General features: G+C 64.1%; 11 protein-coding genes. 8 read left to right on the plus strand and 3 right to left on the minus strand.

Features of this window, described 5'->3' with window-relative positions; all coding sequences use genetic code 11:
• Window positions 1-23: 23 nt before the first annotated feature.
• The 3 genes from KTJ77_RS01940 to eccCa are packed head-to-tail and all read left to right on the plus strand — an operon-like array spanning window position 24 to window position 7,197.
• Window positions 24-1,394 carry a hypothetical protein gene (locus tag KTJ77_RS01940; RefSeq protein ID WP_217336835.1) on the plus strand — a complete coding sequence of 457 codons (1,371 nt, stop codon included), beginning with the start codon at window positions 24-26 and terminating at the stop codon, window positions 1,392-1,394.
• A gap of 32 nt (window positions 1,395-1,426) precedes the next feature.
• Window positions 1,427-3,235: an RDD family protein gene (locus KTJ77_RS01945; protein WP_217336836.1), complete on the plus strand. Its 1,809-nt coding sequence runs from the start codon at window positions 1,427-1,429 to the stop codon at window positions 3,233-3,235.
• On the plus strand, window positions 3,232-7,197 hold the full coding sequence (gene eccCa, locus KTJ77_RS01950) for a type VII secretion protein EccCa (protein ID WP_217336837.1): 3,966 nt from the start codon (window positions 3,232-3,234) through the stop codon (window positions 7,195-7,197). Before KTJ77_RS01945 ends, eccCa begins: the two co-directional genes overlap by 4 nt.
• A 526-nt stretch (window positions 7,198-7,723) precedes the next feature.
• Here the strand turns inward: eccCa and KTJ77_RS01955 are convergent.
• From KTJ77_RS01955 to eccD, 3 genes are read right to left on the minus strand one after another with little or no spacing between them, the layout of a single operon-like run.
• Window positions 7,724-9,169: a S8 family serine peptidase gene (locus tag KTJ77_RS01955; RefSeq protein WP_217336838.1), complete on the minus strand. Its 1,446-nt coding sequence runs from the start codon at window positions 9,167-9,169 to the stop codon at window positions 7,724-7,726.
• On the minus strand, window positions 9,153-10,496 hold the full coding sequence (eccB, locus tag KTJ77_RS01960) for a type VII secretion protein EccB (protein WP_217336839.1): 1,344 nt from the start codon (window positions 10,494-10,496) through the stop codon (window positions 9,153-9,155). Before eccB ends, KTJ77_RS01955 begins: the two co-directional genes overlap by 17 nt.
• 3 nt (window positions 10,497-10,499) lie before the next feature.
• Complete coding sequence (gene eccD, locus KTJ77_RS01965; protein ID WP_217336840.1) at window positions 10,500-11,837, minus strand: type VII secretion integral membrane protein EccD; 1,338 nt, start codon at window positions 11,835-11,837, stop codon at window positions 10,500-10,502.
• Window positions 11,838-12,108: 271 nt separating this feature from the next.
• Here eccD and KTJ77_RS01970 point away from each other — a divergent pair, with 271 nt between their 5' ends.
• From KTJ77_RS01970 to KTJ77_RS01990, 5 genes are all read left to right on the plus strand, one after another.
• Window positions 12,109-12,429 carry a WXG100 family type VII secretion target gene (locus KTJ77_RS01970; RefSeq protein ID WP_217336841.1) on the plus strand — a complete coding sequence of 107 codons (321 nt, stop codon included), beginning with the start codon at window positions 12,109-12,111 and terminating at the stop codon, window positions 12,427-12,429.
• A 30-nt stretch (window positions 12,430-12,459) separates the two neighbouring features.
• Window positions 12,460-12,750, plus strand: coding sequence for a WXG100 family type VII secretion target (locus KTJ77_RS01975; protein ID WP_217336842.1), 291 nt, complete (start codon window positions 12,460-12,462; stop codon window positions 12,748-12,750).
• Window positions 12,751-12,835: 85 nt separating this feature from the next.
• On the plus strand, window positions 12,836-13,306 hold the full coding sequence (locus tag KTJ77_RS01980) for a hypothetical protein (protein ID WP_217336843.1): 471 nt from the start codon (window positions 12,836-12,838) through the stop codon (window positions 13,304-13,306).
• Window positions 13,306-14,637, plus strand: coding sequence for a S8 family serine peptidase (locus KTJ77_RS01985; protein ID WP_217336844.1), 1,332 nt, complete (start codon window positions 13,306-13,308; stop codon window positions 14,635-14,637). Before KTJ77_RS01980 ends, KTJ77_RS01985 begins: the two co-directional genes overlap by 1 nt.
• Before the next feature lie 10 nt (window positions 14,638-14,647).
• Window positions 14,648-16,207: a hypothetical protein gene (locus tag KTJ77_RS01990; protein WP_217336845.1), complete on the plus strand. Its 1,560-nt coding sequence runs from the start codon at window positions 14,648-14,650 to the stop codon at window positions 16,205-16,207.

A 16,207-nucleotide genomic window follows, 5' to 3' on the forward strand; every position in this document is an offset into this window, starting at 1 on the left:
ACGGTTGGCATGGACTGGCGCTGATGACCACCCTGATCTCTGACTCCGAGCAGCGGCGCATTTGTATTCGCATGGGCGATCAGCGCCGCGACATCATTGCGCCCGAATCGATGTCGCTTATTGATGTGCTGCGGGCAAGTGGCGCGACGATGCGCACGTCAGAACGGATCTATCGCGAACGATCTGGCGATTTTGTTGATCCACGCAGTGCACTTGGCACGCTGAACGATGGTGATGTCGTCGCGATTGTCGATACGCGGGTGGCTCCCGCCCAACGTCGTGCACGTCACCAGAAGGAGGCGGCGCTCGGCAATGCGGTGTTTGCGTGGTGGCTCATGGCGATTGCCGGGCTCATTGGCGGCGCCATCTTTTTCTTCGCCCCGGTCACGCAGCCTGCCGGGTGGATGAATGCGATCTTTGTGGCGTTGGTGGCTGCCAGCGTGGTCAGTGCGGTGCTGTACGTGCGTCGTCACCGCACAGATAAGGTCGCCCGTGGTGCCGTCGCGCTCGGACCCGCGGCTCTCGTGGCCGCCTGGGCGGTGACGCTGTCTTCTCCTGCAGAATTCAGTCCGATCGTCACCCTCATCACGGTCGCCATTGTGGAAGCCGTGTACTTCTCGCTCATCGCCGTGCTCGCGCGGTATACGGCCGAACGGGCCCAGCTGAACTCGCTGGGTGCGGTCGCGGTGGGTGTGGCGCTCGTGCTCGTTGCCGTGCTGGTTTTGAACCTGCGCGATGTCGTCGCGGCCTGCGTCATTGTGGGCGCTGCACCGCTCGTGCTGCGGGCGTTGCCGACGACGATGATGCATGTTCCGCCCGGTGCATTCATTGACTTCGCCGAGCATCAAGAAGCACGGTTTGCGGTGCGCGAGGTGATTCCAGCCGCGATTACGACGGTGGATGTGGATCGCGTCACCGACCTCGTCGCTCGTTCGACCGCTCGCATGCAGGTCATCACGATGGCCACCTGCGCGCTCGTCGTGATGTGTATTCCGTTTGTCGTGGTTCCGTTGTCTTCCGAACCGCTGATCGAGATGATCGGGCGACTCGTCCTGGTCGGCTGTGTGGTGTTGGCGCTGGCGCTAGGCGCCCGCCGCTTCTCGTCGCGCGTGCTGAAAGCCGTCGTGCGCGCGACCGCATTCTTTGTCGGCCTCATCACGATCGTTGTGGTGTTCGCCGGATTGTCAGAGGTGGCACGCTGGAGCGTTGCCATCGGGTTCTTGCTGGGGTGTGTGGCTATCGCGGCGTCCGTGATTCTGCTCGCGCGTGGTGCGCGCAGCGTCTACTGGTCGCGGTTTGCGGACATCGTGGAGGGCATGGCGTTGGTCTTCGCGCTGCCCGCTGCTTTCGTCGGTGCCGGACTCATCCAGGCCGTGCAGGGGGCGATGAACTAATGCAAGCTCAGGTGTGTTGGCAGTGTGGGTCGATGTTGCGACCCGGAACCGTGACGTGCCCGGTGTGTGGTGTGCAGCAGCGAGAAGCGGCGGCCCCCGTCGACATGCAGGGCGGTTATCCCGGTTATGCACGCACCGGCGTCGCGATGAATCCAGTTGTCGTGCCGCAGAACGTTGTACCCGGTGTGGCGCCGTTGGCCGGAGCGGCGCATGCTCCCCAGGCACCGTATCAACCCGGTGCGTCGAATATGCAGGTGCCGAGCGCCCACCAATCGCAGAACACCCCGGGCGGTGGCGGCCGGTCTGCCCAGCGCATCGTGTCGATGTACGCGCTCGGTGATGCATTCGTCGGCACCCCGGCGGGTGTCGGCGCGCGCATTCTTTCTCTGCTGATTGACCTGTTCGCGATTGCGGGCGTCGGTGTCGGCGCGTGGCTACTGTCGTCGTCGTGGCTGCTCGGTGTGATTGCGGGCCTCGAGGTTGCGATCATCTTCATGGTTGCGCAGGCGCGCACAGGTGCGTCGCTTGGCAAACTCGTCACCCATACGCGGGTGTCGCGGGCGGATGCACCGCAGTCGCCAGGTCTCGTGCGCTCCGGTGTGCGAGCGGCGGTGACCGGTGCGGGCGCGCTCCTGGCCGCAGTGGGTGCGGTAGCTGTTGAACTGTCAGCGCTCGCGGATTCGTCGGGCAAGCGTCGTACGATCGCCGATCGCGCTGCTCGTACCGTCGTCGTGACGATTCCGACCGAGCAGGCTCGCATCGAGGCAGAAGAAGTGGCGCAAGAGTCTGCGCATTCGGAATACCTTGCGACGCTGTCTGGTGATGGCATGGATCTCGGAACCATGGCTGCGGACTCCGCGCCTGCTGCGGGCTCCGGTTCTGCCGCGGGTATGCGCGTCATTGCGCAGTCTGCTGGGGGAGTCGCGCCGGAACCGGACGCTGGCGCGCGTGGGATGGGTGTGCGCTCGTCTGATGAATCGGCGGTTACGTCGGAGCGAGCGGCTGCGCCCGAACCGGTCGTTGCGCCGGAGCCAGCCGGCTCTGTGCCGTCGCTGCGTCGGAGCGCACCTGCGGCTGTGCCGGCCGAGGTTCCTCCGGTACCTTCTCACATGTCACCCGTACAGTCGGGCGGTGTCTCCGCACCGATTGCGGGTGTGAACCCGTCCGCTCAGACTGGCGGCGTGGTTCCGCCGGCACACCCTGGCGTGGTTCCGCCCGCTCAACCGAGCACCGTGGTTCCGTCCGCTCAGTCGGTGGCGGACGCTCCGGGTATTTCCGCCGACGGGGTGTCGGATGACGCGCCTGCTCCGGGGCCGCGTCGCACGCGCTCTGGCGTGCGGGATTCGGCCGTTGGACAGTCGCCTCACGCCCAGCCTGCTCAAGCGGCCGCTAGCTCCACGCCAAAGCCCTCCAATTCTGATGAGCCTGCCCCCGGCCCTCGTCGCCGTTCCGGTGCGGCGTCGGAGGAACCTTCGGGAATCGTGCGTCGCGGTGCGGCAGGCACGGTGTTGACGTTTGACACGGGTCAGCGTGAGATCGTGGCTGCCTACAGCACCGTCGCGCTGGGGCGTGCGCCGAGCGCGACTGGCGGCGAAGATCAGCTGATCGTGGTGACGGATTCGTCGACGACGATTTCGAAGAACCACGCGCGCTGGGAAGAGGACCGTAGCGGAGTATGGGTCACTGATTTGGGTTCCACGAATGGCACCGAACTGATTTTTGCCGATGGTCGCACCGCGGTGTTGACCCCTGGCGTACGTACGTCGGCTCAGGGGGTGGCGCGGATTCGCCTCGGTGACCGCACCTTCACCATGAGCCCGCTGAACGGAGATTCCGCATGAGTCGTGGTTCTCGCCTGACCCCGCCCCGGGTGCCATCCGGCAAGGTGACGCTGGAGGCGCCTCCTGAGCTTCAGGAGAAGGAGGGCGCTGGCGGCCTGATGACGTCGCTGTTGCCGATGGTCGGTAGCCTCGGCGCCGTCGTCATGGTGGTGACGATGAACCCCAATGGGCGTGGTTTCCTCATGGGCGGCGTGTTCCTGCTGTCAGCGCTGGGCTTTGTCGCGGCAAACGGGTGGCGGCAGCGGTCGCAGCGTAATGCTGAGGTCTTGACGGCTCGTCGTGAGTATCTCGCGTACCTGGGTGAGCTGCGCGAGACGGTGCGCACGGCTGCTGATCAGCAGCGTCGGCACGGCAACTGGGTGTCGCCGGATCCCTCGACGCTGACCTTTTTGGTTGAAGAGGGTGCGCGAGTGTGGGAGCGGTCGTCGACGGATGACGACTTCTTGCTGAGCCGCATCGGAACCAGTGACCAGCCGCTCTGCCTCGCGCTCGAGGCACCGCCACTGCCGTCGCTCGCGTCACTTGATCCGGTGGCGGCGTCTGCCGCGCACCGACTCATGCTGACGCACGAAATGCAGAAAGATCTCCCCGCAGGAATCACCCTCACCGACTATGCGCGCGTCGAGGTCGTGGGCAATGACGAAGACGCGATTCGTTCGCTCGTGCGGGCGATGACGGTGGGCGTTGCCACGTTCCATGCGCCCGATGACGTGCTCATCGCGGTCGTCACGAATCCGGCATATGCGGATCAGTGGGAGTGGATGAAGTGGCTGCCCCATGTCGCTTCGCCGCGGGTGCGCGACAAGGTGGGCGCGGCCCGCATGATCGTGTCGTCGTTTGATGAACTGCGCGAGCTGCTGCCAGCTGATATTTCTGACGCTCCCCGCTTTGCTCCCGATGTTCGTCAGCCGCGGCATGTCATCGTGCTCGTTGACGGCGTCCCCATTCCGCACAATGAGCCGCTCATTGGTTCCGACCCCCTCGCTGGTTTCACCGTGCTGGAAATGCCTGCCACGTGGGACACGCTGGAGGATCCGCGGCGGATGCGCATCGCGTTCTCGTCGACGGGTAAGGAACGCGGCGTTGAACTGGTGCGCGTGCGTGCGCGCGCAGAGTTTGTCGCGCCCGATGCGATGTCGCTTGCGGAGGCGGAGGCCACTGCGCGTCGCCTGCTGCCGCTGTACTCGGCGGAACCAGCTGCCGCGGGTGACGATCAGCGGATCGTTGGTCAGGCAGAGCTGACTGATCTGCTGCGCATGCCTGATGTGCGTGAGATTGACTTTGATAAGGCGTGGGCGCGTCGGCCGAAGCGTGACCGCCTGCGTGTGCCGATCGGTCAAACCACGGAGGGTGCGCCGATCTATCTGGATCTGAAAGAGGCAGCCGAGCAGGGAATGGGGCCGCACGGTGTGCTGATCGGTGCCACGGGTTCCGGCAAATCTGAGGTGTTGCGCACGCTGCTGCTTTCGCTTGTGTTGACGCACTCGCCCGAACAACTCAACCTGGTGCTCGTCGACTTCAAGGGTGGTGCGACATTCTCCGGCATGTCCGACATGCCCCATGTGTCTGCCGTGATCACGAACCTCGGTAGTGAAGTGGGTCTGGTTGATCGCTTCCAGGACGCCCTGACGGGTGAGGTAGTGCGTCGCCAGGAGCTGTTGCGTGCCGCGGGAAACTTCGCGAACGTCAACGACTACGAGAAGGCGCGTCGCAATGGTCGCACCGACCTTGCCCCGTTGCCTGCGCTGCTGATCATCGCGGATGAGTTCTCCGAGCTGTTGGCGGCGAAGCCGGAGTTTGTGGAGAGCTTCATCAACATCGGTCGCGTGGGGCGCTCGCTGCAGATTCACTTGCTGTTGGCGTCGCAACGTCTGGAAGAGGGCAAACTTCGTGGTCTCGATACGTATCTGTCGTACCGGATCGGTCTACGTACCTTCTCGGCGGCGGAGTCGCGCACGGTGCTTGGTGTGCCCGATGCCTACACGTTGCCGCAGGAACCGGGTGTCGGCTATTTGAAGTCGGATACCGAGACGATGACGCAGTTCCGTGCCGCGTATGTTTCTGGCCCGCCGAAGACCGTGATGAAGCATGGCAAGCAGGAGGACGAGGTCGTTCGCGACTACTCGCGCGATGTTGCCCTGTTTACCGCGGGCGCCCAGCCGCTGGATATCGACGAGGACAGTGAATCTGGCCCGGTCGTCGTTCAGGGGCCCACCGAGGAGCGTGCGACGATCGACATCGCGGTGTCGATGATGGCCGGTCGCGGTCCGCTTGCGCACAAGGTGTGGTTGCCGCCGTTGAAGGTGCCTGCAACGCTTGATCATTTGATGAGCGATCTCGCGGTTGATCCTGCGCTTGGACTTATTTCGCCGACGTGGCGCGCACGTGGTTCCCTCACGGTTCCGCTCGGCATCGTGGATATTCCACTCGAACAGCGTCGTGAGCAGCTGACGGTTTCGCTTGCCGGTGCGGGCGGAAACATGCTCATCGTCGGTGGTCCGCTCAGCGGTAAGTCGACGCTGCTGCGCACGATGGTTGCGTCGCTCTCGCTGACGGCGACGCCGCTGGAAGTGCAGTTCTATGTGCTCGACTTCGGTGGCGGAAGTTTCATCGGCTTGCGCGATATGCCGCATGTTTCTGGTGTCGCGATGCGTACCGAAGAAGAGGCGGTGCGCCGTGTCGTCGCCGAGGTGGAGGGCGTGCTCAACGCGCGCGAAATTTACTTCCGTGACAACGGTATCGACTCGATGGATACGTATCGTCGCCGTCGCGCTGAGGGCAAGGTCGACGATGGCTTCGGCGATGTGTTCTTGATCGTGGACGGTTGGGGCACGCTGCGGAGCGAGTTTGAGATTCTTGAGCAGCGCATTCAGGGGATTGCCGCTCGTGGTCTTGGTTTCGGTGTGCACATCATCGTGACGGCGAACCGCTGGATGGAGATTCGTGCGGCGCTGAAGGACTCGATTCAGACGCGCATTGAGTTGCGTCTCGGTGACCCGACAGACAGTGAGATCGATCGAAAGATCGCCGTGAACGTGCCGGCGAACGCGCCGGGTCACGCACTGACCTCGACGAAGTTGCATGCACTCACCGCCCTGCCTCGCATCGATGGTGATCAGCGCCCGGAGACGTTGGCTGATGGCATCGAGAACCTCGTGGCTCGAATGAGTGAGGCATGGCAGGGTCAGCGCGGGCCGAAGTTGCGTCTGTTGCCGACGATGATCTCGTTGGACGAGGTACGTGCACTCACGTCGCCGGATGATCCTCGCATTCTGCTGGGTGTCGAAGAGACGGCACTCTCGCCGTTCGGTCTGGATTTGCGCAACGAGTCGCACCTGTTTTTGTACGGTGATTCGGGTTCGGGCAAGTCGTCGTTCTTGCGTGGTGTCGCGCACGAGATCATGCATCAGTACACGCCGGATCAGGCCAAGATCTTCATGATCGACTACCGTCGTGCGAACCTCGGTGAGGTGCCGCCTGAGTACCTGGGTGCGTACCTGACGTCACACGACATGGCGACGAGCGGGATGCAGGAGTTGGCTGCGTTCTTCCAGTCACGTATGCCTGGCCCAAACGTCACGCCGGAGGAACTACGCAATCGATCGTGGTGGAAGGGCGCTGAGGGCTTCATCCTCATCGACGACTACGATCTGGTTTCGACGAGTCAGGGCAACCCCGCCGCTGTTCTCCAGGGGCTGTTGGCACAGGCTAGTGACCTTGGTTTGCACGTCGTGGTCGCGCGTCGATCGGGTGGTGCTTCACGTGCGTCGTTCGACCCGATTCTGCAGCGATTCACCGATTTGGGCGTCACCGGAATCTTGCTCAGTGGTTCGCCGGAAGAGGGCGGTCTCATCGGCCGCGTCAAGCCTGTTCCGAGTGAACCTGGTCGTGCGCAGGTGGTTAGCCGCGATGCCGGCCACTTCGCGGCTCAGCTGGCGTATGTTCCGGGTCAAAACGGCTAACTCTTGGGCGTCGCTTATTTGACGTTGCGCGCGGGGGAGTGACGGCCCTTCTCGGCTGAGGCGTTGCTGGTGTGTGCGGCGGAGTGCTCCGGCGGGTGTTGCTGGTGTGTGCGGCGGAGCGGGGGATGGCTCCGGGGATATCTCCGGGCCGCCCATGCGGGCGGCCTGCCAGACCCGCCAATATCCCCTCCGCCATCCCCCACTCCTTCGAATGTTGGCTTACGTTGCCGAGAGGTCTGGGTTGGGAGCGAGGGGGCGCACCGTTGGCGCTTCGCGCAAAGAGTGCGCCTGGTTGCGGGTTGGGTGCGCGTTGTTGCGGGTCGAGTTGGATGCGTTATGCATCGTGAAATACGTTATGTCGCGTGAATTTGGGGGAACTCTGCGGCAGACGGGGTGACGGTGTTGCTTAACGTCGTGGACGGGCCGGAACCGCGGTGTTGCGTGGCTCGGCTAAGGTGTCAGCCACCGAAGTGTGAGGCCACCGGAGCGTGCAGCCACACCTCGCACCCCCCCACCCCTAACGCAGTTAGGGCTTTGGGCGGGTGGCGCGATTGCGGAACGCCACGACAGAGCCGACCAGCGCCAGCGCGCCGAAGGCGCTTACCCCGACGAGAAGAACGCGATCCAGATCGAGGGCGTGTTGGTTTCCTGGAGGTGCGACCGAGATCGGATCCTGCGGAGCCGTCGTCACCGGCGCCTCGAAGAACGGGGATGCCGGGCCTCGAGTATCGGGACCGACGATCGCGGTCAAAGCCTGGAACGGCTGCACCATGCCCCAGCCCGAAACGTCCGTACGCTGGTCTGGGTTGCCGCGCAGCGCGGTCGCCGTCAAACGGTACGCCCACTGCTCAGGAGTCTCGTTCGGATACGCGGAAGCTACCAACGCGGCCACTGCGCTGGCGTATCCGGTTGCGTAGCTCGTCGCGGGCGCATCGCTCGCATACACGCAGTCGCCGGTGTTGAGGCCGAGGGTCAGCACGTTTTGTCCGGGCGCGGCGATATCAACGTGCGCACCGTGCACGCTCGCATCCGTCACCATATTCCCGGGCACCGACGCTGCCGTCACACCCAGCGCGCCCGGCGACGCAGCCGGATACCGCAGCTGCGTGGTTCCGCCAGCCGACAGATCCAGATCACCCTTCACATTGCCCGCGCTCGCGACAACGAGGCTGCCCTTATCCGTCGCGTACGCCACGGCGCGATCGATGTCGTCAGACGCCGCCTCAGAAGAAATCGCGACGCTAATAATCTCGGCGCCCGCATCCGCCGCCGCGCGAATCCCGGCGACGAGCCGACTTGTCACGAGCCCATGTCCGGCCTCGGCAGTGCGCTCATCGGTGCCCGCGTACACGCGCACCGGCAAAATCTTCACATTGGGCGCCAGCCCCACGAGCGTCGACGACCCAGAAGGCCGCGCCGCAATCTGCCCCGCAATCGCGGTGCCGTGCCCGTACAGGTCGGTCCAGCCGTTCGCATCCGTGCCGTCATCGACGAGATTGATGCCCGGCAACAGGGCCTTCTCAAGGCGGGGGTCGGAACCATTGACGCCGGAATCGACGACGGCAACAGTGACGCCGGAACCACGAGAAACCGTCCACGCAGCGTCCACTTGCATGGTCGCGAAGGTGGGCATGCCGGAATCGAGCAGAATGTACGACGGATTGCCCTCGTGGCAGGAGTCGCCTTCGGCCATCGGACGCAAAGTGTCCGCGAGCGTAGCCGACTCACGCGACAGATCAGCCGATTCACGCGACAGATCAGCCGCCGCTGCGGGAGCCGCGCTCAGCGCAATCATCGCCCCCACGGTCAGCGCCGCAGCCGTCCCCCGAGCCCGAAACCACCGCACGCCGCGGGAGCGGAAATACCCACGCACGCCGCCGAACTGGAACGCACTGGCCGCACCGGGCACGAACGCACCGGGCACGAACCCGCGAAACCCGAACGCGCCGGGCACGCTACTGAACCGAGCCATCGCTGCGCGCTCCGGCGGCGGTTTGCGTCAGATCCGGGCCACCGTGAAACAGCTGAATCCAGGGCGCAAGCGCGACGCCCACGTCTTCCGTAACATAGCCAAGTTTCGCCAAAATGTCAGCGTCGGCACCGGGCACCGCGTAGCTCGTCGCAGTCGAGTCGATGAGCAGCGTCACCGCGCCCTCTTCCTGACCGAATCCGGCGACGTTCACGAGCGCACCCATCGACGGCTCAACAATCGTCTGACCGGTCAGGTCTTCCGCCGACGCGCTCACCGACGCCAGCACCGAGCTCGCCGCGCCGTCCACATCAACCGTGAGCGCACACGGCGCTTGGGTCGCAGGCAGCATCGCAAACGTGGCGCGCGGCCAGTCGGCAGACGTGACCGGATTGTTCGAGTTGGGCATCGATGAAATTGCTTGGCTGTCCACCTCAAACGTGCGCTCAGCCGAGTACGACGAACCCTGCTGGTAGAGCGCAAACGCCAACGGCGACAGCTCAGCAAGCGACCCATCCTTGAGCACCAAAAAGCGCATTGACGCGTCGGTAGTCGTCGTGTAAATCACGTCGCCAACCCGCAAATCCGAGTCGCGCAACTTGTCGCCGGCACCTGGCGTCGTCAGCGGCGCGAGCGCATCGCCCTCTTCAAAAAGGTTCAGCCATGTGCTCGTGACAACGTGCTGGGGTGCGGAACCAAGACCAAGGTCGCGCAGGATGGCATCGGCATTCGATGCCGGAACCTCCATGCGCAGCCGACCCGAAACCACAAAGTAGCGCCCGTCCAGCGTGACAACCGCGGCCTCATCGACGCCCGTCTGCTTGGCAATCGGTTGCGAAAGAATGCGGGTGTCGATCGCGCCATCGGCGGCGACACAGGCGGTCCAGCCGGTGTTCACAAGTTTGCCGGGCGACGGAACCGTGTCTGGCGCTCCGGGAATACCGATCGTGTCGCGTACGGGCACGCCGGTCAGCAGCCCCCCGCTCACCACGATGGGGTCTGCGGACGCATCGGGTTCGAGCAGCAGCCGCGCACTCGCGATGTTCAGAATCGGCCACAGCTCATCGTCGATCGTGATGTATCGCGAACCCGTCGACTGGTCGATGATGAGTTTGCCGTTTCCCCAGTCAGAAGGAAGGCCCTTTTGCATCATCCCGATGAATAGGCCCACAAGCAGCACGAGGATCGAAAGCGAGACTCCCGCCACGACCCCGCGCAGCGGCTTTGCGGGTTCCAATTCGCGTCCGCCTGGCGCACCGCTGACGAACGCGGTCAGCAATCGGCGGCGGGAGAACGCCTGGGCGTCAAGAAGATCACTCTTGCTCGCCACGCGTTACACCAGCCCCGACGCGATCATGCCCAGCGGCAGAATGCCGGCGAGCACAATGATTTCGGCCGTATCAGCGAGTCGAGCCAGCCGCAATCGGGCCCGCGGCGACAGCACCGTAATCACGATGGTCGCGCCCGCAACGCTGGCAAGCACAATGAGCATCACAGGAATCAGCCCGGGCTGCGACAGCGCCGCAACGATCGCGGTCACGGCGATACCGAGCGCCCCCAAGACCAGCAGTACAAGCACATGCGAGCGCGCAAAGCTCATGCGCGCCGGAAACATCAGTCCGACAAACGCAAATGCACACAGCAGCACAGACCAGCCGTTGCCGGTCGCCACAAGCGGCGTCGCCATCAGCATGGCCAGCCCCAGCGCGCAGCGCAGCGCCGTCAGTGACTGGTGGCCGGTTGCCGTCTTCTTGTACACGGTCTCGGTATTGATCGGCACGGGGTCGGCGAACACTTCAGCATCGGTGTGCGGCGAGATCACGCGGATCTGAGTGGAACCAAGAGCAAGCCACGGCAGGGCGTTCGCCAGCACGGCGGTGACAGCGAGCATCACGGTGTACGACGCGAACGCCGATGACGGCCACATCGCCGCCGCCACACCCGCGAGTCCGACGGCGCCGCCGGTGATGAGCGGAACATATTGCACACTCGGGCGCTGTGGACTCAGTGCCAGCGCAGCCGCGCCGCCCAGCACCGCGCCGCCGCCAGCGGCAGCCATCGGCCAGCCCCAGAAGCCAGCGGAATCCGGAACCGCGAGATAGGCAGTGAGAGCGCCGAAAGCGGCGGCGGCAAGACCGAGTGCGCGCCCCGCTTCACCCTCTCCCATACGAGAGACGAACGCGCTGACGGCAAGTAAAAGCACAAAGCCGCTGCCGCCGATGATGAGGGGGAGGAGTTCGCCACGGCCGCCCGTCAACAGCAGCACGGCGCATACCGCGACAAAGCTGAGGCTGATGGCGAGCGCGGTGCGCGAGTTGTCTTTCGCGCTCCAGGGCTGCTGGGCGCTGGTGACATCGAGCACGGCTTCCACGATGTCGTCGTAGACGCGCGGCGTTGCTACCAGCCCGCCACGGCTCAGCGTGAGGACGTCGCCGCTTTCCACGTCTTGATCACCGGCGCTCATCGCGGGCTTTAGCGGGGTTCCGTCAACCCGTTGTAAGACGTACCCGGTGGTCGTGATTCGCGCGTCCAACAAACCGAGGTTTCGCGCGAACGTTGGCATCACTTCGATCAGTGGCACCTGGCGCGGAATAGCCACGTCGAGGCGTCGGCCTTCGCCCACCACCGAAATGCGCAACAGGTCGGTCGGTGCAGTTTGCGCCTTAGCCACGCGGAGTCCCCTCTTCCCATGGTTTTCGCGCGGATCTGCGAGCGCGCGAACGTACCGTGCACCACAATACCTATGCTCTTCCCCGCCCGCCACGAAAGCGGGTTTACCCGGTCAGCTACCTGAACGCGAGCCGTGAAAGTCGCAACATGAGTGAACTCTAAGGTTGCAGGCTTGGCTCTTGCCATGCGCGCCCCGTATCGTTTTGCCTGTCAGACGACAAGCTGCGCTCGCTCGCGGTCTTGTCTTCGGGGATATTGAGGGGATGTTCAAAATGGTTGAACGCATTTCTGCCGAGGCGGGAGCGCTTGTTGCTGGTGCACAGGCGGCCGTCGAAGCTAAGCAGGAGATTGTCCAGCGTGTAAACGCTGTCCAGGCTGCGTCCGGTGCCACCCGTGGTGCATGGTCAGGCCCGGCCGCTCAGCGCTACTACGCGCTGATTGACAACTGGGAGATGGAAGCGAAGAAGATCGCCAACATTCTCGACCAGCTCGAAGACTCGCTGCGCCGTACGGCAGGCGACCAGGCAACCGCTGATGAGTCCTTCCAGGGCACGATCGGTAACCTGAGCTCGATGATGGGCGGCGCGTCCTAAGGGGCGCCCGGAGAATAAGGAGAGATTCTGATGGATTCATTTTCCGTAAACCCGGCCGCGCTTGAGACGCTGGCAGCTGAGATTCGCAACAACGACCGTCGCATCGACCAGGCTCTCGACGAACTGAAGAGCAAGGTCGACAAGCTGAGTGCTGCGTGGGATGGTGACGCGAAGGCTGCGTACGCCAACGCTCAGGCACAGTGGACGAAGTCGATCACCGCGATGAACCTGCTTCTGGCACGTATCTCGACGGAGACGACCAACATTCAGCAGGGCTACCTGCAGCAGGACCGCGCATCGGCAGGTCGCTTCGGCGCCTGACTCGCTGAGTCACTTTTTACCGGTGGGGCGGGCGCTGTTGCGCTCGCCCCACCGTGCGTCAAGAAAGATTTTGAGGGGATCTGAAATGGCACACCAAATTTCGTTTAATCCGGATTCCGTTCGCGCGGCGATGAACAATCTCCTGGTGGAGATGGACAACGGCGGCGAGGGTTCGCTCAACAACATGCCGACGAACGTGCGTCGGTACACGATCAACGGTCAAGAAAACTCCAACGGTGGTATCGAATCTCTGACGAACCTCCGCACAAAGTTGCACGTCTCGTTGTCGGCTCGCTCGACCGAGGCCGCCGCTCTTCAGAGCGACCTCGTGGCAGCGCTTGACGCGCTTGAGCTGATCATTGCCGACCTCAACGCGCGCGAAGACGACCAGTCGCTCAAGTCGGCGCACCTGCTCGAAAACGTGCAGCAGTTCGTGACGACGTCGATGGCTGACTCCACGGCAGGCGGCGCAGGCGGCGGTTCCAGCAACCCCACTCGCGACGAGATCAATGCGGCCGGCGGTTTTGAGACCGGAGACGGAAACATTCCACGTTGATGTCGACAACGCATCAGCGCTCATCGATCCCTTCACAACGCACCCGGTTGAGCGCTCTCACCCTGACCGTGGCTTTTGCCGCGGCGCTCGTTGTACCGTCGGTGAGCGCTCCTGCGCCGGCAAACGCTGCCATTGACGCCACCGGCTGGTGGTACCCAGCGATGGGCGTTGACGATGCGCACGCAGCGGGCTGGACAGGCGAGGGCGTAAAGATTGCGGTCATCGAATCGCATTTCAACCCTGATGCCCCCGCCGTCGCGGGTGCAAACGTGTCGGTGAACCAAAGCTTTGAGTGCGGTGGCACTCCTGGGGTGACCACCGAAACGAGCGACGACGCGTTGCACGGCGTCGGTGTCGTGCAAATGCTTGCCGGGCCGTTTGGGCTCGACGGTGACGTTGGCGGGATTGCTCCGAAGGCCGCAATTGAGGTCTTCACGCTCGGCGGCCCTGACTGCCTGCTGACCGACATTGACTCGAATGATCAGTCGCCCCTCGGACGCGCGATCATTGGCGCTGTCGATGCTGGCAACGACATCATTTCGATTTCCTACGGCCAAACCCCGTTCTCGGGAGACTACGAAGCGATCGCCTATGCGATTGCCCACGACGTCGTGGTGGTGTCGTCGTCACCCAACAAACTTGACCAGCAGCACTTGCTCTACCCGGTCGGCGCGAACGGCGTGGTGTCGGTTGCCGCGGTTGCGGGAAATCTCGATCTGCTCGACGACAACGGCACAGCCGTCATCACTCCAGAGATCACGGTTGTCGCACCCGGGATCAGCGTCGGCACCGTCGGCAAGACGGGGGACTGGTCGGGGCTGTCAACATCGAATGGCTCTTCGGTCAGCGCCCCACTCGTTGCTGGTGCTCTCGCCCTCACGAAGCAAAAGTTTCCTGATGCGACGGGCAATCAGCTCATTCACGCGCTCATCAACTCGACGGCGAGCGCGCAAAACAATCTGGGCCGCGACACAGTCAACGGCTATGGCTACGGCCTGATTTCGCTTGCCGCTCTGTTGATGTCCGACCCGCTGTCGTATCCGAACGAAAATCCGTTGATGGATAAGTCGTTTGGAATGCCAACGGAAGCCGATGTCGCCGCGGTGAAGGGGATCACGCCGCCGCCGACGAAAGAACCCACCGAGAGCGCGTCGCCGCAGCCGTCAAAGACGGCAGATGGCGGCGATGAGCAACCATCGACTCCTGGCGAGGTCGTCAGCGACGGCCCCGGGGCATTGCCCTGGGTGATTGGCGGCGCAATCATGGTGGTCGGTGTGGGGATCATTGTTTTTTCTGTCATGAGGTTCCGGCGCGACGCCGGACGGTCTTAAGGGGGCTGTGATGTCACAGGGCATGTGGGAACAGAAATTAAGGGAACTGGCGTGGTGGAGCGTTGATGTGCGACTCACGCACAACCAGCGCATCTCGACCGCGCTCGACGCGCTTTCGCGAGAGCTCGCCAACGCGATTCCGGACGATCTGAAGGGCGATGTCCGCGTCGCCGCTGACAGGGCGATGGAAGACGTTCGTAAGAAGGCGATTGCCCTCGCGACCCGTCTGAACACGGTGGACTCGACGGTCACCAACGCCAACGAAACGCGCCGTGATCTTGCTCAGCGCGGTATCGCAGCGCTCGACAACTATCCGAGCCAGATGGAGCCCTGGCAGGAAGCTCTTGTGCGTGGTGCCGTCACCGGCGCCACGATTTCATTCGGCCCGCTCTCCTGGATCGCAGGAGAGGGCGCAGCACGGTCGATCAACAACTACCTGGCAAAGGCTCGCGAAGCTGAGGCGCAAGCTCAAGTTCGCAAGATTAGCGACGCTATGGATCGCTATACCTTCGACGGCGCCGCACCGGGCAGCCCCGACAACGCCGATCAGAACGACCGGGAAGACCGTGGCGGCCCGGGAGGCCCCTCGTCGTACGACATGATCCCGGGTTCAAGTGAGAACCCTTTGAGCGGAATCGGCACACCGCAGGGCCCGACCGGCATTGGTACACCGCAGGGACCGAACGGGATCGACATTGCGGAGCCGTACTACGGCCCATTCATCACTCCGACCCCGGTCGATCCGGTCGACCCCTCGAACCCCACACCGTGGGTACCGTGGACTCCCAACCCCGTCGACGGCGTACCCCCGGTCAACCCCGGACCATTCACCCCAGGCGGCCCGTACGTTCCCGGCGGTCCAGATATTCCCGGTGGTGGAACCTGGACTCCTGACGACCCGACAGGCGGCGGCTCAACAAGCTGGCCACGACCAGGCGGTATCACTCCAGGCGGCCCGGGTGGCGCTTTCCCCACAACACCAGGCGGTGGTGGCGGATACGGCGGTGGCGGCGGATTTGCCGGCGGTGGTGGCGGTAGCGCCCTCGTCGGCGGCGCAGGCGGCGGTGTTGCGCTCGGTGGTGCCAAGCTGATGGCTGGCACCCGCACGGGTGCAGGTCTCGTCGGTGGCATGGGTAATGCCGGTGTGGGCGGCGGCATGATGGGTGGCGCCGGCGGCGCTGCCGGATCCACCCGTGGCGGCTCAGCTCGCGGTGGCGTCGGTGGCGCCCGCGGTCTCAGCGCAGGTGGTGGGGGAGGCGCAGGTGGCGCTGGCCGTGCCGGTGCCGGTGCCGGAACTGCAGGACGCGCCGGAACCACGGGTGTCATGGGCGCCGGTGGTGCGGGCGGCGCAAGCAATGGTTCCGGAACCAAGGGCGGCGCTGGCCGCGGCGGTTCCGGAATGATGGGCGGCGGCGCTGGGCAGGGTTCCAACTCTGACAAGAAGCGTCGCGGCGTCGGTATGGGCGGCAGCCTCATCGCCCCCTCCCTTGACGCTGATGACGAGATCGATGCACGTTCGCAGGCCGCTGAGGCCGGCGGTCGCGCTGCTCCTGTCGACGTCAACGAGTAA

It is taken from the genome of Microbacterium sp. NC79, assembly GCF_019061125.1.
Classification (GTDB): Bacteria; Actinomycetota; Actinomycetes; order Actinomycetales; family Microbacteriaceae; genus Microbacterium.